General features: G+C 73.0%; 16 protein-coding genes. 8 read left to right on the top strand and 8 right to left on the bottom strand.

The genetic code is table 11. The annotated features are described in order from the left end of the window. The first annotated feature begins 7 nt into the window (after positions 1 to 7). Entirely contained in the window at positions 8 to 664 is a 657-nt protein-coding gene (pdxH, locus tag E4622_RS10070) for a pyridoxamine 5'-phosphate oxidase (protein WP_134740058.1), read from the top strand. On the opposite strand, the gene E4622_RS22750 is transcribed toward pdxH, so the two are convergent. Continuing rightward, a complete protein-coding gene (locus tag E4622_RS22750; RefSeq protein ID WP_167736043.1) occupies positions 642 to 3,614 on the bottom strand; it encodes a hypothetical protein in 2,973 nt (990 codons plus the stop codon). The two genes, pdxH and E4622_RS22750, sit on opposite strands and share 23 nt — an antisense overlap. 65 nt (positions 3,615 to 3,679) lie before the next feature. Between E4622_RS22750 and E4622_RS10060 the strand changes: the two genes are divergently transcribed. The 5 genes from E4622_RS10060 to E4622_RS10040 all read left to right on the top strand — a co-directional run bounded on the left by E4622_RS10060 (position 3,680) and on the right by E4622_RS10040 (position 10,424). Then, the gene (locus E4622_RS10060) at positions 3,680 to 4,261 is read left to right on the top strand and encodes a TetR/AcrR family transcriptional regulator (protein WP_134740057.1); all 582 of its coding nucleotides are present in this window, start codon (positions 3,680 to 3,682) and stop codon (positions 4,259 to 4,261) included. Further along, positions 4,262 to 5,995, top strand: coding sequence for an ABC transporter ATP-binding protein (locus E4622_RS10055; protein WP_134740056.1), 1,734 nt, complete (start codon positions 4,262 to 4,264; stop codon positions 5,993 to 5,995). Positions 5,996 to 6,044: 49 nt separating this feature from the next. Then, positions 6,045 to 7,925: an ABC transporter ATP-binding protein gene (locus E4622_RS10050; protein ID WP_134740055.1), complete on the top strand. Its 1,881-nt coding sequence runs from the start codon at positions 6,045 to 6,047 to the stop codon at positions 7,923 to 7,925. Positions 7,926 to 8,403: 478 nt separating this feature from the next. Next, on the top strand, positions 8,404 to 9,987 hold the full coding sequence (locus tag E4622_RS10045; protein WP_348536991.1) for an MDR family MFS transporter: 1,584 nt from the start codon (positions 8,404 to 8,406) through the stop codon (positions 9,985 to 9,987). Beyond that, positions 9,984 to 10,424, top strand: coding sequence for a MarR family transcriptional regulator (locus tag E4622_RS10040; protein WP_134740054.1), 441 nt, complete (start codon positions 9,984 to 9,986; stop codon positions 10,422 to 10,424). The genes E4622_RS10045 and E4622_RS10040 overlap by 4 nt, the downstream gene beginning before the upstream one ends. Here the strand turns inward: E4622_RS10040 and E4622_RS10035 are convergent. Genes E4622_RS10035 through E4622_RS10025 form a run of 3 tightly spaced genes read right to left on the bottom strand, consistent with a single transcriptional unit; the run spans position 10,411 to position 14,068 of the window. Next, positions 10,411 to 11,970, bottom strand: coding sequence for a glycoside hydrolase family 13 protein (locus E4622_RS10035; protein ID WP_134740053.1), 1,560 nt, complete (start codon positions 11,968 to 11,970; stop codon positions 10,411 to 10,413). The two genes, E4622_RS10040 and E4622_RS10035, sit on opposite strands and share 14 nt — an antisense overlap. Beyond that, on the bottom strand, positions 11,967 to 12,749 hold the full coding sequence (locus E4622_RS10030) for a hypothetical protein (RefSeq protein ID WP_134740052.1): 783 nt from the start codon (positions 12,747 to 12,749) through the stop codon (positions 11,967 to 11,969). Before E4622_RS10030 ends, E4622_RS10035 begins: the two co-directional genes overlap by 4 nt. Beyond that, positions 12,746 to 14,068, bottom strand: a complete 1,323-nt coding sequence (locus E4622_RS10025; RefSeq protein ID WP_134740051.1) for a deoxyribodipyrimidine photo-lyase — start codon at positions 14,066 to 14,068, stop codon at positions 12,746 to 12,748. The genes E4622_RS10030 and E4622_RS10025 overlap by 4 nt, the downstream gene beginning before the upstream one ends. A gap of 47 nt (positions 14,069 to 14,115) precedes the next feature. On the opposite strand from E4622_RS10025, the gene E4622_RS10020 reads away from it, so the two are divergent. Continuing rightward, positions 14,116 to 14,808, top strand: coding sequence for a metal-dependent transcriptional regulator (locus E4622_RS10020; protein WP_134740050.1), 693 nt, complete (start codon positions 14,116 to 14,118; stop codon positions 14,806 to 14,808). 78 nt (positions 14,809 to 14,886) lie between these two features. Here E4622_RS10020 and E4622_RS10015 read toward each other — a convergent pair whose 3' ends face one another. The 4 genes from E4622_RS10015 to E4622_RS10000 form a co-directional block, all read right to left on the bottom strand. Further along, entirely contained in the window at positions 14,887 to 15,708 is an 822-nt protein-coding gene (locus E4622_RS10015; protein WP_134740049.1) for a Sir2 family NAD-dependent protein deacetylase, read from the bottom strand. Positions 15,709 to 15,717: 9 nt separating this feature from the next. Further along, positions 15,718 to 15,987, bottom strand: a complete 270-nt coding sequence (locus E4622_RS10010) for a DUF2277 domain-containing protein (RefSeq protein ID WP_134740048.1) — start codon at positions 15,985 to 15,987, stop codon at positions 15,718 to 15,720. A 108-nt stretch (positions 15,988 to 16,095) separates the two neighbouring features. Further along, positions 16,096 to 18,099: a beta-propeller domain-containing protein gene (locus tag E4622_RS10005; RefSeq protein ID WP_134740047.1), complete on the bottom strand. Its 2,004-nt coding sequence runs from the start codon at positions 18,097 to 18,099 to the stop codon at positions 16,096 to 16,098. Next, entirely contained in the window at positions 18,096 to 18,632 is a 537-nt protein-coding gene (locus E4622_RS10000) for a SigE family RNA polymerase sigma factor (RefSeq protein ID WP_134740046.1), read from the bottom strand. The genes E4622_RS10005 and E4622_RS10000 overlap by 4 nt, the downstream gene beginning before the upstream one ends. Positions 18,633 to 18,748: 116 nt before the next feature. Between E4622_RS10000 and E4622_RS09995 the strand changes: the two genes are divergently transcribed. Beyond that, positions 18,749 to 19,933: a saccharopine dehydrogenase NADP-binding domain-containing protein gene (locus tag E4622_RS09995; RefSeq protein ID WP_134740045.1), complete on the top strand. Its 1,185-nt coding sequence runs from the start codon at positions 18,749 to 18,751 to the stop codon at positions 19,931 to 19,933. The last annotated feature ends 107 nt before the right edge of the window (positions 19,934 to 20,040 follow it).

The following is a 20,040-nucleotide window of genomic DNA, read 5'->3' as shown; positions in this document are numbered from 1 at the left end:
GGCTCGTATGGGAGACAACACGCACGACGACGGGGACATCGCGGCGCTCCGCCAGGAGTACGCCGCCGGCGGTCTCGCCGAGGACGACCTGGCCGCGGACCCGGTCGCGATGTTCGGCGGCTGGTTCGCCGACGTACGCGCCGCCAACCTGCACGAGCCCAACGCGATGGTGGTGTCGACGGTCTCGGCCGAGGGTCGCCCGTCCTCGCGGATGGTCCTCCTCAAGGGCGTCGCCGACGACGGCTTCCGGTTCTTCACCAACACCTCCTCGCACAAGGGCTCCGACCTCGCGGCCAACCCCGCCTGCTCGCTGCTCTTCCCGTGGCACCTGCTGGAGCGCCAGGTGCGGGTCGACGGCACCGCCTCGCTGCTGCCCCGCGCCGACGTCGAGGCCTACTTCGCCTCACGGCCCCGCGGCTCGCAGCTGGGCGCCTGGGCCTCCCACCAGTCGTCGCCGGTCGCGGGCCGCGAGGAGCTCGACGCCGCCTACGCCGAGGCCGAGCGCCGCTTCCCCGACGAGGTCCCGGTGCCGCCCGAGTGGGGCGGCTACCTCGTGGCGCCCGAGCTCGTGGAGTTCTGGCAGGGCCGGCGCGGCCGGCTGCACGACCGGCTGGTCTATCGGCGCACGGCGCACGGGTGGGTCACGGAGCGCCTGGCGCCGTGACCGCGGGCCGGCGCCGGCCGGTGGCGAGCCCGACCAGCAGCAGGCTCCCGCCGAGGCCGGCCACCCACCACGGCAGCGCGGTGGGGATGCCGAGGTAGACGGTGATCCCCAGGATGCGCGAGAGCCCCCAGGGCAGCAGCGCCATCTGGTCGTTCCACGTCGTGAGCGCCTCCTCGAGGCCGATCGCGCCGACCAGCGCGCCGCTCGCGCCGAGCGCTGCACCCACGGTCGCCAGCACGGCGGCGGCCGCCCGCCGCCGGCCCAGCGAGACGCGCAGCGCCCACGTCGCCGCCACGAGCACCCACCCGAAGGCCATGGACGCCACCACGACGTACGCCGTGCGGCGGGTCGGGTCGGTCCAGAACCAGAACCAGTAGCCACCCGGGCCGCGCGGCGCGAGCGCCGCCAGCAGCAGCACCACGCGCAGCAGCACCGCCCCGCCGAGCGCCGCCACGACGGGCCAGGGGTCCCGACCGCGCAGCGCCAGCGCCAGCCCCAGGAGCAGGACGGTCCAGGCCAGCCCGGTCACGAGCAGGTGCGCGGGCGCGGCGGCCCACGTCAGGACCAGCCGGCTCGACACCAGTGCGAGCAGCGGCACCGCGGCCACGAGCGCGCGATCGCGCCCGGTCAGGTCGCGCACCGCCTCGACCGCCCGCCACGGCCGGGTGCCGGCCAGCCAGGTCGCCCGAGCCGCCCTGACCCGACCGGTGGCGCCGAGGACCAGCCAGCCGAGCACGAGCAGCAGCCCCGCGCGGGCGAGCCAGGCCATCGGCAGGTCGCGCGCGGCGCGCTCGGTCCCGATCCGCGCCGCGGTCAGGTTGAACGCCGGCAGGTCCAGGTCGCCGGCGTAGCGGGTCTCGTGGGCGGCGGCTGCCGCCTCGAACCGGTCCCGCGCGTCGGCCCAGTCGTCGCGGCCGGCACCGGTGTCGAGCCAGCGCGCGTGGGTGAGCACCATCGTGCGGTAGGCGCCCAGCACGGTGAAGAGGTCGACCTGGTAGTCGAGCGTCGCCCGCAGCCGGTCGCGCAGGACGGGGTCCTTGAAGCTGGTGTCGGGTACTGCCGCCACGGCGTCGCGCATGCGCGTGGCCACGGCGACGGCCTCGTCGCCCTCGGACACCGCCTCGTCGAAACGGTCGCGGCTGACGGCGTAGACGATGTCCAGCACGCCGCTGTCGCCGGTGAGGATGTCCCACTCGAAGAGCCACATCATCGGCGGCGGCTCGAGGCCGAGCGCGAAGACGCGCTGTTCGGCGTAGGGACCGATGTAGAGGCCCCGGGTCACCGCCTCGCGGGAGCGGGCCATGGCGCCGGCGACGGCGACGACCGCGGCGGGGTCGTCGGTGAACCAGCGGCGCACCCAGTCGGCCGTCACCTGGGACACGTCGGTGCCGGGGTCGCGCGCCAGCCGGGCGGCCAGCACCGTGTTGAGCTCGTAGAGCTGCCAGAAGCCGCTGGTCAGCTCCAGGCTCATGGGACCGGCTCGCCACGGACCGCCGTCCTGGGTCCACGTCCAGATGCCCTCGACGTGCGGGTTGGCGTCGAGGAACGTCGTCAGCGCGGTCCGGTAGAGGTCGCCGAGGTCGTTGGGCAGCGACCCGAACGCCTCGAACTCGCGTCGGCTCTGCAGCTCCACGATCCGTCGCTGCTCGCCGTGGGTGAGGGTGTCGTTGAGCGGCAGGTGGCTGTAGAAGTCGCCGAGGGTGTACTTGGTCGACACGACCAGGGCAGGGGAGTCCAGGCCCGCCAGCACCTCGTCGTACGACGCCTGGTCGGTGTGCATGTCGCCGACCGCCCCGACCCCCACGCTCCAGGTGCGGAAGACGACCTCCTTGCCGGCCGCCTCGGCCTGGTCGGTGAAGGCGGTCAGCATCCGCCGCACCGCCGGCACGGTCGTCACGCCGAGCTCGGAGTAGTAGTCCCACCCCGGCAGGTCGTAGACGCGCCCGGCCTCGCCGATCCGGACCACGACGCCGGACAGGGAGGGCATGGCGGCGTAGAGCTCCTCGAGTCCGGCACGGTAGACGTCCCACAGGGCGGGGTCCTCGGTGTCGAGGCCGCCGAGCTCGCGCTCGAAGTAGTCGGCCAGCGGCGTGCTGAGCGCGAGCATGTCGGTGCGCAGGTAGACGTCGAGGCCCAGGTCGCGCGCGTGCCGCCACACCGGGCCGAAGGCCGCGCGCATCGCCTCGGCGCGGGCCACGTGCTCGTCCGCATCGTCGTAGACGCCGGGCACCTCCGAGAAGGTGAGGTACTCCAGGAACCCCGGCACCGCGATGGCGGTGTAGCCCTCGGCCAGCACGTGCTCGACGTACTCCTCGACCGAGGCGGCCGCCCTCGCCATCGCCGCGGTGTCGACGTAGGGGGCGCCGGGCAGGATGACGTCCTCGAAGGCGCCCGAGCGGTGGGAGTAGTCGGTCCCCCGCCGCCAGGTCTCGGGGTCGGGGAGGACGCCGGCGGCGCCGAGGTCGGCCATCCGGAAGGGGAGTCGCGAGGCGACCCGCGTGCCGATCCGGTCGGCGGGCGAGCGACCCTCGCGCACGTCGAGGGCGAGGTCGTAGACCCCGCGCACGGCGCCCGTGCGGCTGGACGCGGTGACCCGCAGGGCGCTCGGGGTGCCGGTGACCCGGTAGGTCTCGTCGTCGTCGGGCCCGTCGCCGTGCTCGACCACGAGCGTCGCGGTGCCGCGGGTGCCGCGGGTGCCGGCGGCGTCGGCCACGGCGTCGCGCAGCTCGGCGACCGCGGTGCGGGTGCGCAGGTCGTGGGGTGCGTCGACCGAGGTGAGCCGGGGAGCGGGGGCGCTCGGACGTGCGGGCGCGACGGCGGCGTGCTCGACGGGCACCTGCTTGGTCTCGCTGCGGATGCCGAGCGTGGCCGAGATCCCCAGCGCCAGCAGCGTCCCGATGAGCGCGAGCAGGACGAGGACGACCACGACCCCCGCCGACCGCCTGCGCACCGGCGCAACCTACCGCGTCGGAATCCCAGTTGTGAGTGAGTGCTCACTCAGTTATCGTCGACGGCATGCCACCCCGTGCCCGACCGCTCTCGCCCGAGGAGCGCCGCGAGCAGCTCACCGACGTGACGCTGCGGCTGCTGCGCGTCCACGGGCGCGCCGTGACCACGCGCCAGATCGCCGAGGCGGCCGAGGTCGCCGAGGGGACGATCTTCCGGGTCTTCGAGTCCAAGGAGGAGCTGGTCGACGCGGCGCTGGCCCGCGCCTTCGAGCCCGGCGACGTCGTGGCCCGCATCGAGGGCATCGACCGCGACCAGCCGTTGAGCGCCCGGTTGCTCTCCCTGGTCGCGCTGCTCCAGCAGCGCTTCCGCGCGACGTTCGACCTGATGCTCAAGGTCGAGCTGGTCGGGCCTCCGGGTCACCTGCACGACTCCGAGGAGGCCGAGGCGTGGCGGGCCCGGCTCACGCTCCTGCTCATCGACGTCGTCGGTGACGACGCCGACCAGCTCGCCGTGCCGGTCGAGCACTTCCTGCACGTCCTGCGGTTGCTGACCTTCGCCGGCAGCCACCCCAGGATCGCCGACGGACGGCTGCTCACGCCCGAGCAGATCGTCGAGACCGTCCTCCTCGGGCTCCGGAAGAGGGACTGAATGCTGCTCCGCCTGATGCGCACCTACCTGCGCCCCTACCGCACCTGGCTCACGATCGTCGTGGCCCTGCAGTTCACGGCCACGGTCGCGATGCTCTACCTGCCCAGCCTCAACGCCGACATCATCGACAACGGCGTCGCCACCGGCGACACCGACTACATCGTCCGCGTCGGCGCGATCATGCTCGGCGTCTCGCTGCTCCAGATCGCCTGCTCGGTGGTGGCCGTCTGGTTCTCGGCGCGCACGGCGATGTCGTTCGGGCGCGACCTGCGCGCGGACGTCTTCCACCGGGTCGGGTCGTTCTCCGGGCGCGAGCTCGCGCAGTTCGGGGCGCCGTCGCTGATCACCCGCAACACCAACGACGTCCAGCAGGTCCAGATGCTGACGCTGATGACCTGCACGATGGCGGTCTCGGTGCCGATCATGATGGTCGGCGGGATCCTCATGGCGATGCGCGAGGACCTGGGGCTGTCCTGGCTGCTCGCGATCGTCGTCCCCGCGCTCTTCCTGTCCGTCGGCGTCGTCGTGTCCCAGATGGTGCCGAGCTTCCGGCTGGTGCAGGAGCGCATCGACGGCGTCAACCGCGTGCTGCGCGAGCAGATCACGGGCATCAGGGTCGTCCGCGCGTTCGTCCGCGAGCCGCAGGAGACCCGCCGCTTCGGCCGGGCCAACGCCGACCTCACCGAGGTGTCGGTGCGCGCCGGACGCTGGATGGCGACGATGTTCCCGCTGGTGATGCTGGTCGTCAACGTCTCCAGCGTCGCGGTCATCTGGTTCGGCGGCCACCGCGTCGACCAGGGCCAGATGGAGGTCGGCGCCCTGACGGCGTTCCTCAGCTACCTCATGCAGATCCTCATGTCGGTGATGATGGGGACGTTCATGCTGATGATGGTGCCGCGCTCCTCGGTCTGCGCCGACCGCATCAGCGAGGTGCTCGACACCGAGTCCTCGGTCGTCCCGCCCGCCGCTCCGGTGCGCGACGTCACCGGCCGCGGCCGGCTCGAGCTCGAGGACGTCGGCTTCACCTACCCCGGCGCCGAGCAGCCGGTCCTGAGCGGCGTGACGTTCGAGGCGCACGCCGGGCAGACCGTCGCCGTCATCGGCTCCACCGGCGCCGGCAAGTCCACGCTGGTCAACCTGGTGCCGCGGCTCTTCGACGCCACCGCCGGGGAGGTGCGCATCGACGGGGTCGGCGTCCGTGACCTCGACCCCGACCTGCTCTGGGCCAAGATCGGCCTGGTGCCGCAGCGGGCCTTCCTCTTCACCGGCACGATCGCGACCAACCTGCGCCACGGCAAGCCCGACGCCACGGACGAGGAGCTCTGGCGCGCGCTGGAGATCGCGCAGGCGCGTGACTTCGTGGAGGCCATGCCGGAGGGCCTGGACGCCCCGATCGTCCAGGGCGGCACCAACGTGTCCGGCGGCCAGCGCCAGCGGCTCGCGATCGCTCGCGCGCTCGTGCGCCGCCCGGAGATCTACCTGTTCGACGACGCGTTCTCCGCGCTCGACCTCGCGACCGACGCGCGGCTGCGCGCCGCGCTGAGGCCGGAGACCCGCGACGCCACCGTGGTCCTCGTCGCCCAGCGGGTCTCCTCGATCCGCGACGCCGACCTGATCCTGGTGCTCGAGGACGGCCGCGTCGTCGGCCGCGGCACCCACGACGAGCTGCTCGCCGGCAACGCGACGTACCAGGAGATCGTCGCGTCCCAGCTGAGCGCGGAGGAGGCAGCATGAACACCCCACACAAATGCTCGCTACGCACCCATTTCTGCGGGGACCCCGAATGAGCGACGAGAAGCCCGCGGGCACGATGAAGGAGACCGAGCGCATCGAGGCGCCGGTCGGCGGCCCCGGTCGCGGCCCGATGGGCGGCGGCATGGTCGGCCAGAAGGCCATGACGTTCGGGCCGTCGGCCCGGCGGCTCGTGGGACTGCTGACACCTCAGCGCCACAAGGCGATCGCGGTCGTCGCGCTGGCCGTCGTCAGCGTCACGCTGATGGCGCTCGGACCCCGGCTGCTCGGCCACGCGACCGACCTGATCTTCGACGGCTACCTCTCCCGGCAGCCGATCGACTTCGACGGCGTCCGCGACGTGCTGCTCGGCGTCCTGGGGATCTACGCCGGCGCGTCGGTGCTCGGCTGGCTGCAGGGTTACCTGCTCAACGACGTCGTGCAGCAGACCGTCAGCGTCATGCGCTCCGACGTCGAGGACAAGGTCAACGCCCTGCCCCTGCAGTACTTCGACCGCCAGCCCCGCGGCGAGCTGCTCAGCCGGGTGACCAACGACATCGACAACGTCAGCCAGACCCTGCAGCAGACGATGAGCCAGCTGCTCACCTCGCTGCTGACGGTCCTGGCCGTGCTGTCGATGATGTTCTGGATCTCCCCGACGCTGGCGCTGATCGCCCTGGTCTCGGTACCGGTCTCGATGTACGCCACCGCCAAGATCATGAAGCGCTCCCAGGGCCAGTTCATCGCCCAGTGGCGGCGTACGGGCCGGCTCAACGCGCACATCGAGGAGACCTTCTCCGGCCACGCGCTGGTGACGGTCTTCGGCCGCCGCCCCGAGGTGGAGCGCACCTTCGCGGTCGAGAACGACGAGCTCTACGAGGCCTCCTTCAAGGCGCAGTTCGTGAGCGGGCTGATCATGCCGCTGATGATGTTCGTAGGGAACCTCAACTACGTCGTCATCGCCGTCGTCGGCGGGCTCCGCGTCGCCAACGGCTCGCTGTCGCTGGGCGAGGTGCAGGCGTTCATCCAGTACACCCGCCAGTTCACGCAGCCGCTCACCACGGTGGCCTCGATGATGAACCTGCTCCAGTCGGGCGTCGCCTCGGCCGAGCGGGTCTTCGAGCTGCTCGACGCCGAGGAGCAGACTCCTGACGCGGTCCCCGCCGTCGGCGACGGTCAGGGGCCGCACGCCGGGCGCGGCGAGGTCGCCTTCGAGGACGTCGCGTTCTCCTACGACCCCGACGAGCCGCTGATCTCCGGGCTGTCCCTGGTCGCCCGGCCCGGGCAGACGGTCGCGATCGTCGGGCCGACGGGGGCGGGCAAGACCACCCTGGTCAACCTGGTGATGCGCTTCTACGAGCTCGACGCCGGCCGGATCACCCTCGACGGGGTCGACATCACCTCGATGCCGCGCGCGACGCTGCGCGGTGGCATCGGCATGGTGCTGCAGGACACCTGGCTGTTCGAGGGCACCATCCGCGACAACATCGCCTACGGCCGGCCGGACGCCGGTGAGGAGGAGATCCTCGAGGCCGCGCGGGCGACGTTCGTGGACCGGTTCGTGCACTCGCTGCCTGAGGGCTACGACACGATGGTCGACGAGGACGGCGGCAACCTGTCGGCCGGCGAGCGGCAGCTGGTGACGATCGCCCGCGCGTTCCTCGCCGACCCGGCGCTGCTGATCCTCGACGAGGCCACCAGCTCGGTGGACACGCGCACCGAGCTGCTGCTCCAGCAGGCCATGGCCGCGCTGCGCAGCGACCGGACGTCGTTCGTCATCGCCCACCGGCTCTCCACGATCCGCGACGCCGACCTGATCCTGGTCATGGAGGCCGGCCGGATCGTCGAGCAGGGCACCCACGACGAGCTGCTCGCGGCGGGCGGCGCCTACAGCCGGCTCTACCAGTCGCAGTTCGCCGCGGCCCTGGCCTGAGGTGTCGCGTGGGGCCGCACAGGGGTCGGGTGAGGGTCGGTGGAAAAGCCCTTGTCCGGCCGGCGACGGCGACCTACGGTTGTCGTACACGGGAAAGGAGGTGGTCCGAAGAATGAGTTCTTCAAGGACGCGTGAGGTGGCTGCCCGCTAGCAGCCCAGCATCATGCCGGGACGAGATGCCCGGCAGGCTGCTGACGAATTCCTAGCAGCTACCCGACCCGCAGGCGATCCGGGCTTCACGTCCCCCGGAGCGGTCTTCACACGAAGGCCACGCCTGCGGGTCGCTGCTTTTTCCTGGGGTCCGTCGTCCGGGGTAGTCCCTGACGAACGTGCCAGTCTCGGACCCAGAAACCGACACGAACGTCAGGGACTACCCGGCCGGACGCGGAGTGTTCCCGGACACAGGGGATACCAGGAGGGGTAGTTCCGGAATATAGTTGCCGGAGTCAACCTTCTAGTCGGTATGAATCGAGCACCCGTGTCCCAGGACGTGACCCCGCCCTCCACCGTCGCCCCGACGGCGGAGGAGAACCACCAGATGACCCACCGCGAGATCCTGGAGGCCCTCAGCGGCCTGCTGCTCGCGATGTTCGTCGCCATGCTCTCCAGCACCGTCGTCACCAACGCGCTGCCGGCGATCATCACCGACCTCGACGGCAGCCAGACCGGCTACACCTGGGTCGTCGTGGCCACGCTCCTGACGATGACGGCCACCACGCCGCTGTGGGGCAAGCTCGCGGACCTGTTCAGCAAGAAGCTGCTCGTCCAGAGCGCGCTGGTCGTCTACTCCATCGGCTCGCTGGTCGCGGCGTTCGCGCCCAACATGGGCGTCCTCATCGGCGCTCGCGCCGTCCAGGGCCTGGGTGTCGGCGGTCTGACCGCGCTGGTCCAGGTGGTCATCGCCACGATGGTGAGCCCGCGCGAGCGTGGCCGCTACTCCGGCTACATCGGTGCCGTCTTCGCCCTCGCGACCGTCAGCGGCCCGCTCATCGGCGGCCTCATCGTCGACAGCCCGCTCGGCTGGCGCGGCTGCTTCTTCGTCGGCCTGCCGATCGCCGCGCTCGCCTTCGTCGTGCTGCAGCGCACCCTCCACCTCCCCGTCGTACGGCGTGAGGTGCACGTGGACTACCTCGGCGCCTCGCTCATCATGGGCGGCGTCAGCATCCTGCTGATCTGGGTGTCGCTGGCCGGCCAGGACTTCGACTGGGTCTCCACCACCACCGCGCTCATGCTCGCCGCGGGCGTCGCGATCATCGCGCTGGCCATCTACGTCGAGGCGCGCGTCGCCGCCGACCCGATCATCCCGCTGCGGCTCTTCCGCGACCGCACCACCGCGCTGGCCACCGGCGCCTCGGTCATGGTCGGCATCGCGATGTTCGGCGCGACGGTCTACCTCAGCCAGTACTTCCAGCTCGCCCGCGGCATGAGCCCCACCGAGGCCGGCCTGATGTCCATCGCGATGGTCGGCGGCCTGCTGGTCTCCTCGATCGTCACCGGTCGCATCATCAGCGACACCGGCCTGTGGAAGCGCTGGCTCGTCGGCGGCATGGTCCTCGTGATCGTCGGCCTGTTCCTGCTCGGCACGATCGACGAGAAGACCAACCTGGTCCTCGTCGGCGCCTTCATGGCGCTGGTCGGCCTGGGTCTGGGCGCCACCATGCAGAACCTCGTCCTGTCGGTGCAGAACAACACCCGCATCGAGGACATGGGCGCTGCCAGCTCGGTCGTGGCGTTCTTCCGCTCGATGGGTGGTTCGATCGGCGTCTCGGCCCTCGGCGCGGTGCTCGCGACCCAGGTGGCCAACAGCGTCCGCGACGGCCTGGCCACGATGGGCATCAAGCCCGACGCGCACGCCAGCCACTCGATCCCCGACCTGGACAAGCTCCCGGCGCCGATCCGCGCGCTCTACGAGGCGTCCTTCGGAGACGCCGTGGGGCACCTGTTCCTGGTGGCCGCGCCGTTCGCCGTCGCCGCGCTGATCTGCGTACTCTTCATCAAGGAGGTCCCGCTGCGGACCTCCAACTACGAGCCCACCCAGGCCGAGGAGCCGGTCGTGCGATGACCCGAGCCGAGTCCCTGCGCCACCTCGAGCAGGAGGTGGGCGTGATGATCCGACGCGTGCGTCGCGTGGTCGGCGTGCGGGCCCAGCTGGTCCACGAGGACCTGCAGCCGGCCTCCTACCTCATGCTCGGCTACGTCGCCGAGCACGGCCCGCTGCGCGCCTCGTCGATGGCGGAGATCTTCGCCACCGACAAGGGCGCGATCAGCCGGCAGGTGCAGCATCTGGTCGACCTCGGTCTCGTGGCGCGGGTCCCGGACCCCGACGACCGACGGGCCTCGCTGGTCTCCGCGACCGACGAGGCCGTCAGCCGACTCGAGGAGGTGGCCCGCCACCGCCGCAAGTGGCTGGGCGAGCAGCTCGGTGACTGGACCGACGCCCGGCTCGACGAGTTCGCCTCCGAGCTGGCCGCCTACAACGAGGCGCTCAGCCGGTCCTGACCCAGATCGCCGTGTCGGGCGGCAGCCCGCCGTCGGCCGGCCCGGTGGCCAGCAGCGGCTCGCCCGCCGGCGGCACCGCCGCGGCGGTGCCGCAGTTGACCGCCAGCGTGACGTCGCCCCGGCGCACCGTCAGGACGTCGTCGTGCACGCTGACCGACACCTCGTCGCCGGCGTCGTGCAGCCACTCGCGCCGCAGCGCCAGCGCCCGCCGGTAGAACTCCAGCGTCGAGGTGGGGTCGCCGTCCTGGGCCGCGACGCTCAGCGCCGCCCACCCGTCGGGCTGCGGGATCCACGGCTGCTCAGAACCTGGCCCGAAGCCGTAGGGCGCGCGGTCGCCCGCCCAGGGGATCGGCACCCGGCAGCCGTCGCGGCCGGGCTCGCCCGTGCGGAACCACGACGGGTCCTGCCGGTGCTCCGGGGCGACCTCGACGTCCTCGAGGCCGAGCTCCTCGCCCTGGTAGAGGTAGGCCGAGCCGGGCAGGGTCAGGGACAGCAGGGTCGCGGCGCGCGCCCGCGCCCGGCCCGCGGCACCCCCGCCGTAGCGGGTGGCGTGGCGCTGGACGTCGTGGTTGCTGAGCACCCACGTGGGGGTGCCGCCGACCGCCGCGAGGGCGGGCAGGGTGCGCTCGACGACCTCGGCGAACGCCGTGGCCGACCACGGGGCCATCACCCAGTCGAAGTTGAACGCCTGGTGCAGCTCGTCGGGTCGGACGTAGGCGGCGTTGGACTCCACCGTCTTGGTCCAGGCCTCGGCCACGGCCATGCGGTCGCCGTCGTAGTCCGCCAGGATCGCGTGCCACTGACGGTAGACGTCGTGGACCTCGGGCTGGTCCCACATCGGGGCGTCCTCGGCGAGACCGCCGACGTCGAAGGTGTCGGAGGAGGCCTCCTGGCCGCGCTGGTCGCGCAGCCCCTCCGCCTTGAGCAGCCCGTGGGCCACATCGACCCGGAAGCCGTCGACGTCGCGGTCGAGCCAGAAGCGCAGGACGTCGGCGAACATCGCCGGCACCTCGGGGTTGCGCCAGTCGAGGTCGGGCTGGGTGGAGTCGAAGAGGTGGAGGTACCACTGGTCGGTGTCGCCGACCCGGGTCCACGCCGGCCCGCCGAAGACCGAGCGCCAGTTGTTGGGCGGCTCGCTCGCGTCGGCACCGCGGCCGGTGCGGAACAGGTAGCGCGCGCGCTCCGGACTGCCGGGCTCCGCCGCCAGCGCGGCCTGGAACCATGCGTGGTCCGAGGAGGTGTGGTTGGGCACCAGGTCGACGATCACCCGCAGCCCGAGCTCGTGGGCGCGCGCGACCAGGGTGTCGGCGTCGGCGAGGGTGCCGAAGAGCGGGTCGACGTCGACGTAGTCGGCGACGTCGTAGCCGTGGTCGTGCTGCGGCGAGCGGTAGAACGGCGTGATCCACACGGCGTCGACGCCGAGGTCGCGCAGGTAGGGCAGCCGCGAGGTGATGCCGGGCAGGTCGCCCACGCCGTCACCGTCGGAGTCGGCGAAGCTGCGCACGTAGACCTGGTAGACGACCGCCTGGCGCCACCACTCGCTCATGCGAACGCCGCCGGGTCGACGGTGATCCACACGTGCTCGGCCGCCGCCACGACGCGGCCGTCCGCGTCGTAGAGGGTGGCGGCGGTGTAGGTCTTGCGGCCCTCCTGGCCGCGGGCGGCTCCGATCACCACGTGCTCCTCTCCGATCACCGGTAGTGCGTCGATCCTGGCCGTCATCGTGCCGAGCACCATCGGGCGCTCGCCCATGTCGCCGGCCCAGGCGCCGACGCAGTCGAGCGCGGCCCACGTCACGGGCAGCGACGCGTGGCGCACCTCGTCGCGGTACTCGTGCCAGTCCTCGGCCAGGCTCGGGTGCGGCGTCCAGGTGGCGGCCGCGCGGGCGGTCTCGTCGCCCGCGGCGACCTCGCCGGGGAAGATGCGCAGACCGTCACCCTCCTCGCGGTCGGTGCCGCAGGCGAAGCAGGTGGGGAAGGGGTGCGTGCGGAGACCGGGGTAGCGCGCCTCCGCGGCGCGGGCCTCGTCGGCGCCGACCGGGGCCACCTGGGCCGGGTCGTGGTCGGCGACGCGGGCCTGGGCGACCGGCCGGCCGTCGTACGACGCCACGTGGGTGCCGTCCTCGTCGGCGACCGCCAGCTCCACGTCGAGCGGCGGCGGCTGCCGCAGCGCGACGGTCACCGCCGGCCAGGAGCGGCCGTGGTCGTCGGCGTGGGGGAGCGTCGCGGCGAGGGCGCCGGCGGACCAGCCGCCGTTGCCCGAGGAGGGCGGCCCGCAGAAGCGGCTCGGCACGATCACGGGACCCAGGGGGGCGGGGCTGGTCATCGGATCTCCTCCCAGCGGTCGAGCGCCTCGCGGCGCTCCTCGGCGTGGTCGACGACGGGGTGCGGGTAGCCGACCCGGTCGCGGTCGTCGGCGCTCGGGTCGTGCGGGTCGGCGACGTCGGCGAGCTCGGGTACCCAGCGGCGTACGTAGTCACCGCGCGGGTCGAACTTGCGGCCCTGGCTGGTGGGGTTGAAGACCCGGAAGTACGGCGCCGCGTCGGTGCCGCTGCCGGCCACCCACTGCCAGCCGTGGTTGTTGGAGGCCAGGTCGCCGTCGACGAGCCAGTGCAGGAAGTGGCGCGCGCCGTGCTGCCACTCGACGTGCAGGTCCTTGACCAGGAAGCTCGCCACGATCATCCGGACCCGGTTGTGCACCCAGCCCATGCCGCGCAGCTGGCGCATGCCGGCGTCGACGATCGGGAAGCCGGTGCGGCCCTCCTGCCACGCCTCGAGGTGGTCGGCGGGGTCGTCGTAGCGCATCCGCCCGTAGTCGGGCTTGAGGTAGTCGCGCGCGGTGTCGGGCCGGGCGAAGAGCACGTCGGCGTAGAACTCCCGCCAGGCCAGCTCCTTGCGGTACGTCGCCGCGCCGGCGCTGCGCAGCGTCGCGAGGTCCGCGAGCAGCGTGCGGGGGTGGACCTCGCCGTACTTGAGGTGCACCGAGAGGCGGGAGGTGCCGTCGACGGCCGGCTTGTCGCGGTCATCGGCGTAGTCGGCGATCACGTCGAGGAAGTCGGCCCAGCGGCGGTGGGCCGCGGCCTCGCCGGCCTCGGGCAGCTCGAGCCCGGCCGGCAGCGCGGTCTCGGGGACGTCGGTGGTGTCCTCGAGGCTCACCCAGGTGACGCCGGTCGGTGCGTCGACCGGCGCGCGCCAGCCGTGGTCGGCCCACGCCTTGGAGAACGGCGTGTAGACCTTGTAGGGCTCGCCGCTGCCGTTGGTCACCCGGCCGGGCGCCACGGCGTACGGCGAGCCGGTGCGGACGAGTTCGACGCCGGCCTCGGCCAGGGCCCGCTCGACCTCGAGGTCGCGGGCGTGGCCGTAGGGGCCGTAGTCGGCCGCGACGTGGACCCGGTCGGCCCCGACCTCGCGCGCGGCCTCGACCACCCGCCGTACGGGATCGCCGTGGACGACCGCGAGCGGCACGTCGGCGCCCAGCGAGCGCAGCGAGGCGGTGAGGTAGGACCGGCGCGACGGGCCGGCGGGGCCCCAGAGCCGCGGATCGAGCACGAACAGCGGGAGGACCTCGCCCTCCGCCGCGGCCTGCAGGAGGGCAGGGTTGTCACGCGTGCGGAGGTCCCGGCGGAACCACATGACGGCAGGCATCGCCTCCACCCTGCCAGGGGCACACACACATGCGTAAGAATGGGTAGGTGAGCGACCTGATCGACACCACCGAGATGTACCTCCGCACGATCTACGAGCTCGTGGAGGAGGGCATCGTCCCGCTGCGCGCCCGCATCGCGGAGCGACTCCACCAGAGCGGCCCGACGGTCTCGCAGACCGTCGCGCGCATGGAGCGTGACGGCCTGCTCACCGTCGAGGGCGACCGCCACCTGCAGCTCACCGACGTCGGCACCCAGCTCGCCACCCGGGTGATGCGCAAGCACCGGCTCGCCGAGCGGCTGCTCACCGACGTGATCGGGCTCGACTGGGAGCTCGTGCACGAGGAGGCCTGCCGCTGGGAGCACGTCATGTCCGAGACCGTCGAGCGCCGCCTCCTCGAGCTGCTCGACCACCCCACCGAGTCGCCCTACGGCAACCCGATCCCGGGCCTCGACGAGCTCGGCGAGGTCACCGTCGGCGAGGAGTTCATGGAGGGCGTGGAGTCGCTCACGCAGGCCGCCGGCGCCGAGGAGGGCCGCGTCCTGGTGCGCCGCATCTCCGAGGAGATGCAGAAGGACGAGTCGCTGATGAGCGCCATGCGCCGCGTCGGCGCGCTCCCCGACAAGACCGTCACCATCGTCGCCACCGCCGACGGCGTGCTCGTCGGCTCCGGCGGCGAGACCGCCGAGATCGTCCCCGACGCCGCCAACCACATCTTCGTGCGCAAGCTGGTGGAATGACGGGGGAGCGACTTCGTCGCTCCCTACGGAGTACTCGCTGCGCTCGTACTCCCGGTCACGTCGGCGAGCGGGTGAGCCTCAGCCCGCAAGGGCGGCGAGGAACTCCGAGCAGCCGAGCTCGAGCTTGTACGTCGCGTGCTCGTCGCCGCGGGTGGCGCCGCGGTTGACGATGACGACCGGGACGCCGAGCTTGCTCGCGCGGCGGACGAAGCGCAGGCCGCTCATCACCGTCAGGCTCGAGCCGGCCACCAGCAGCACGCCCCCGGAGTCCGCCAGGCCCTCGACCGCCGCGTAGCAGCGCTCGACGCGCGGCGCGGGGACGTTCTCGCCGAAGAAGACCACGTCCGGCTTGAGCACCCCGCCGCAGTCCTCGCACGCGGGGACGACGAAGTCGGCGGTGTCGTCGAGCTCGACGTCACCGTCGGGTCGGACCTCGGCGGTGGCGTGGCGCGCGGTGAAGCCGGGGTTGAGCTCGGTCATCCGGTCGTGCAGCGCCACCCGCGAGGAGGTGACCCGGCAGTCGAGGCAGACCACGTCGGCGATCCGCCCGTGCAGGGCGACCAGCCGCCGGGTCCCGACGGCCTCGTGCAGCCCGTCGACGTTCTGGGTGATGAGCAGCTCGGGGTCCAGCGCGGCGAGCGCGCGGTGGCCGTCGTTGGGGGAGGCGTGGCGCATGCGCCCCCACCCGAGGTGGCTGCGAGCCCAGTAGCGCTGCTGCGCCTCGGCCCCGGCCACGAACTCCTGGTAGGTCATCGGCGCCCGCACCGGTGCCCCCGGGCCGCGGTAGTCGGGGATGCCGGAGTCGGTCGAGAGGCCGGCGCCGGTGAGGACGACGAGAGGCCGACCGTCGAGCAGCGCGCAGGCGTCGTCGTACGACGCGGGGGCCGGCGCGGCCGTCACCGGGCCCACCTAGCGGGCGTAGCGCAGCTCGGCGCGCGCCCGCGCCTTGGCGGCCTCGACGTCGCGGTCCTTGGGCGGAGCGGCCGTCACCAGGTCGTCGAGCAGGTGCTGGGTGAGGTGGGCGATCTCGCGGACGGCCTGGTCGAAGACCGCCTGGTTGGCCTGCGACGGCTTGGTCGTCCCGCTGACCTTGCGCACGTACTGCAGCGCGGCGGCAGTCACCTCGTCACGCGTGGCCGGCGGCTCGAAGTTGTTGAGCGGGCGGATGTTGCGGCACATGACCCGAGTTTACGTCGCCGGCCCCGCCGGGATAGTCCCTCACAAATTCGTGCTTCTCGGAAGGCTCCGGCCACGATTTTGTTGGGGACTATCCCGACCGGCGGCCCCTCAGAGCGGGAACATCTCGACGTCCTCGCCGGTGACGAGGGCGACGCGGTCGCCGGGCAGGGGGACGAGGCGTACGGCGGACACGTCGTCGCCGTGCTCGACCTCGACCAGCCGGTCGGTGATCTTGCCGCGGGCGAAGGTCAGCACGGAGACGTAGCCGGTGCTGCCGCGCTGGATCACCGTGAGCGCCACCCGCTCCCGGGGCAGCCAGGTGAACTGGCGCGGGTCCTGCCCGGCCAGCGCGGTCGTGCCGCCGGCGTAGGCGTGCACGTCGGTGCGGCGGGGCGCGTCGAGGTCGCTGATCTCGAACGCCGACACCTGCGCCCCCCAGCGCCCGCCCTCGCCCGGCCCCTCGCCCATGCCCACCAGCCGGTGCGGCCCGAGGGGGTGGAGGTAGTCGGAGAAGCCGGGGATCTTGAGCTCGCCGCCGAGCCGCGGCGCCGTCTGGTCGCTCAGGTCGATCGCGTAGAGCGGGTCCACCTGGCGGAAGGTCACCACGAACGCCAGGTCATCGAACCAGCGCACCGACTGGATGGTCTCGTCGTCGCCGACGTGGTCGAGCCGGCCGACCTCGACGAGCTCGTCGCCCTGGGCCTCGAGCGTCACGATCGAGCTGTAGTCGCCGGTCTCCTGCGTCGGGCCGACGGCGAGCCGCAGGACGCCGTCGTGCTCGTCGACCGACCACCGGTCGGCGAGCGCGCCCTCGACCTCGCCGGACCCGACGTAGGAGGCGCCGGCGCCCTCCAGCGCGAAGTCGAAGACGTGGGTGACCCCGCTGACGGCGCCGGAGGTACGACGGGCCGAGAACATCGAGTCGACGCAGCAGCCGCCCCACGGGTCGGCCTGCGTGGCGAGGTAGAGGTGGTCGGGCGACTCGTAGGCCAGCGGCGCCGAGCCGGCCAGCCCCAGCGTGCTCAGCTGCGAGGGCGCGTCGGCGGGGAAGCCGACGACCGCGGTGGTGTCCAGGGCGAGATCGGCCTTCGGGATCGCGACGTCGCCGCACGCGACCAGCTGCTCGCGCCCGGACGCCGTCGTCACCTGGGGCACCCAGTCGGCCAGCGTGGACTCGCGCACGACCGCCCGGTTGGCCCGCAGGGCGGCGCGGTCGCGCTGCCGCCAGGTGCCGCCGCGGCGCCGCGGCTCGACGAAGTCCAGGCTCGGCAGGCCGGACGCGAGCACCAGCCGGACGTCGTCGCCGTGCTGCCGCGCACTCTGGAGCGCGCTGTCGTAGTCGACGGTCCCGGTCACGGCCGGTGCCGCCGGGTCGGCCACGTCGACCGTGACCACGCGGGTCCCGGGCGCCGACCCGCGCCCGATCGCCCCGACGGCGACCACGGTGTCGTCGCTGAGCATGATCTCGGCGTCGCGCAGCTCGCCGAGGTCCAGGGAGCCGAGCTCGGCCACCGCGTCGCCGCTGACGTCGTACGTCGTGAGCTCGGCGCCGCGCACCCGCACCAGCAGCTCGCCGTCGGTCTTGACGTGGTCGGGCTCGTCGACCCCGGCCTCCTGGACGTTGGTGCCGGTGTCGCTGCTGACCGACTGCTCGGTGGAGGGCGCCTCCTTCCGGAACATCGCCCCTCCGTCCAGGGTGCCTCGTGGCATCGCCAGGGAGGCGTTGTAGTCGGTGTAGTAGTCCCACCCGTAGGGCCCGACCAGCTCCAGCGCGCGCTCGACGTAGTGGTCGAGCAGCGCGTCGCAGGACGCCGCCGCTCGCAGGTCGCCGTGGAAGGCCGCGGGCGTGATCGGGGTGTTCGGTGCGGGCGGCCCGGCGGGCGGGGCGGCCCCCGGGCCGGCCCCGTCGTCCGCGGGCTGGCCCACGAGCACCCCGACGACGAACGCGGCGGCCACGGACCCGACGACCGCGGCGCGCACCAGCGGGCGCACGACCCGGCGACGGCGCTCCGGCCGCCGGCCTGCGGCGCCCGCGGCGCCGTCGCGCATGATCTCGGCGAGCGGCGCCGGTCCGACCGGGAGCCGGTCCCAGAGGCGTTCGAGGTCGCTCATGGCGTCCCCCTTCCGTGGAGTCCTTCGGTGAGAGCGCCGACGTCGGTGAGGTGTCGGTCGGAGGCGAGCTGGCGCAGCGCCCGCGAGAGCCGGCTCTTGACGGTGCCGGCGGGGATGCCGAGGGCCTCGGCGGTCTGCTGCTCGGTGAGCTGGGCGAAGTAGCGCAGCACCACGACGTCGCGGTTGACCTTGCTCAGCCCGGTCATCGCCCGGTGGATCGCGTCGGCGGTGTCGACGCGGGCGGTCTCGTCGGTCCGCCCCGCGGCCGGTCCCTCCGGCAGCTCGTCGGTGGGCCGCTCGCCCCACCAGCGCCGCCGCCTGCTGTCGCGCAGGGAGTTGACCAGCATCCGGTAGACGTAGGCGTCCCGGTTGTCGGCCGCGCGCACCCTCGCCCAGGACGCGTAGCAGTGCGTGAGTGTCGTCTGCGCGAGGTCCTCGGCCTCCGGGCGCCGGCAGCCGAGGAAGACGGCCGACCGCACGAGGGCGGGCCAGGCCTCCTCGGCGTACGCGGCGAACTCGGTGTCGTGGTCCATGGGGTGACGGTCCTCGGTCGGGGGAGCGGTCGGTGGGTGCCGGCCGTCAGGGGGTACGACGAGGTGGGTGGTGGGCCCGGTTCCATCGCGGCTGCGGTCGGTGCCACGATGACCCCATGGCCGCCCCCGCATCCTCCCGCGAGCTCGACGTCGTCGTCTTCGGCGCGACCGGCTTCACCGGCGGCCTCACGGCCGAGTACCTCGCCCGCCACGCCCCCGACGGGCTGCGCTGGGGCCTCGCCGGCCGCAGCCCCGACAAGCTGGAGGCCGTACGCCGCCGGCTGGTCGCGATCGACCCGGCGCTGGAGTCGCTGGAGCTGATCGCCGCCGACGTCACCGACGCGGCCTCGCTGGCCGCCGTGGCGGCGCGCGCCCGGGTCGTCATCACCACCGTCGGCCCCTACCTCCACCACGGCGAGCCGCTCGTGGCCGCGTGCGCCGAGGCAGGCACCGACTACGTCGACCTCACCGGCGAGCCGGAGTTCGTCGACCGCATGTACCTCGCCCACCACGCCACCGCCGTGCGCACCGGCGCCCGCCTGGTCCACGCCTGCGGCTTCGACTCGATCCCGCACGACCTCGGCGCCTACTTCACGGTCCGGCAGCTCGCCGCCTCCGGTCCGGTCACCGTCCGCGGCGTGGTCCGCGCGAGCGGGATGTTCTCCGGTGGCACCTTCCACTCGGCGGTCAACGCGATGTCGCGCCCGAAGCAGTCGAAGGAGGCGTCCGCCGCGCGCCGACGGATCGAGCCCAAGCCCGCTGACGGGCGCTCCTCGCGCGCGGTCGCCGGCAAGCCGCACCGCGACCGCCAGCTGGGCTTCTGGCTGCTGCCGATGCCCACCATCGACCCGCTCGTGGTCGCCCGCTCCGGCGCAGCCCTGGCGGAGTACGGCCCGACGTTCCGCTACTCCCACTACGCCGGCACCAAGACCCTGCACTACGCCGCGGGCGGGGCCGCCGGGGTCACGGCCATGGCGCTCGCCGCGCAGGTCAAGCCGCTGCGCGACCTCCTGCTCGGCCGGGTCAAGCAGGGCGAGGGGCCCGACGAGGCCAAGCGCGAGAGGTCGTGGTTCACCGTCGACCTCATCGGCGAGGGCGACGGCCGCACGGTCCACACCCGCGTCTCGGGCGGCGACCCCGGCTACGGGGAGACCGCGAAGATGCTCGCCGAGTCGGCGCTGTGCCTCGTGCTCGACGACAACCCGGAGACCGCCGGCCAGGTCACGACCGTCCAGGCCATGGGGGAGCACCTGCTGTCCCGTCTACAGGCCGCGGGCATCCGCTTCGAGGCCGTCGCCTGAACGGACGACGACCGTCGTGTGGCGGTCGTCTTGTGCGCGCGGACGGATCACCCCGGGCCCGCTTGTCACGCCGGACGAACACGACGGGGGTCGTGCCTCCCTAGCGT

This window comes from Nocardioides sp. 503 (assembly GCF_004522095.1).
Taxonomy (GTDB): Bacteria; Actinomycetota; Actinomycetes; order Propionibacteriales; family Nocardioidaceae; genus Nocardioides.
Note: the sequence above shows the minus strand (reverse complement) of the source record. Positions and strands in the feature narration are given on the sequence as shown.

Coding starts and splice junctions, on each gene's coding strand:
- pdxH (WP_134740058.1), top strand. CDS start 8: ATGGGAGACAACACGCACGACGACGGGGACATCGCGGCGCTCCGCCAG.
- E4622_RS10060 (WP_134740057.1), top strand. CDS start 3,680: ATGCCACCCCGTGCCCGACCGCTCTCGCCCGAGGAGCGCCGCGAGCAG.
- E4622_RS10055 (WP_134740056.1), top strand. CDS start 4,262: ATGCTGCTCCGCCTGATGCGCACCTACCTGCGCCCCTACCGCACCTGG.
- E4622_RS10050 (WP_134740055.1), top strand. CDS start 6,045: ATGAGCGACGAGAAGCCCGCGGGCACGATGAAGGAGACCGAGCGCATC.
- E4622_RS10040 (WP_134740054.1), top strand. CDS start 9,984: ATGACCCGAGCCGAGTCCCTGCGCCACCTCGAGCAGGAGGTGGGCGTG.
- E4622_RS10035 (WP_134740053.1), bottom strand. CDS start 11,970: ATGAGCGAGTGGTGGCGCCAGGCGGTCGTCTACCAGGTCTACGTGCGC.
- E4622_RS10030 (WP_134740052.1), bottom strand. CDS start 12,749: ATGACCAGCCCCGCCCCCCTGGGTCCCGTGATCGTGCCGAGCCGCTTC.
- E4622_RS10025 (WP_134740051.1), bottom strand. CDS start 14,068: ATGCCTGCCGTCATGTGGTTCCGCCGGGACCTCCGCACGCGTGACAAC.
- E4622_RS10010 (WP_134740048.1), bottom strand. CDS start 15,987: ATGTGCCGCAACATCCGCCCGCTCAACAACTTCGAGCCGCCGGCCACG.
- E4622_RS10005 (WP_134740047.1), bottom strand. CDS start 18,099: ATGAGCGACCTCGAACGCCTCTGGGACCGGCTCCCGGTCGGACCGGCG.
- E4622_RS10000 (WP_134740046.1), bottom strand. CDS start 18,632: ATGGACCACGACACCGAGTTCGCCGCGTACGCCGAGGAGGCCTGGCCC.
- E4622_RS09995 (WP_134740045.1), top strand. CDS start 18,749: ATGGCCGCCCCCGCATCCTCCCGCGAGCTCGACGTCGTCGTCTTCGGC.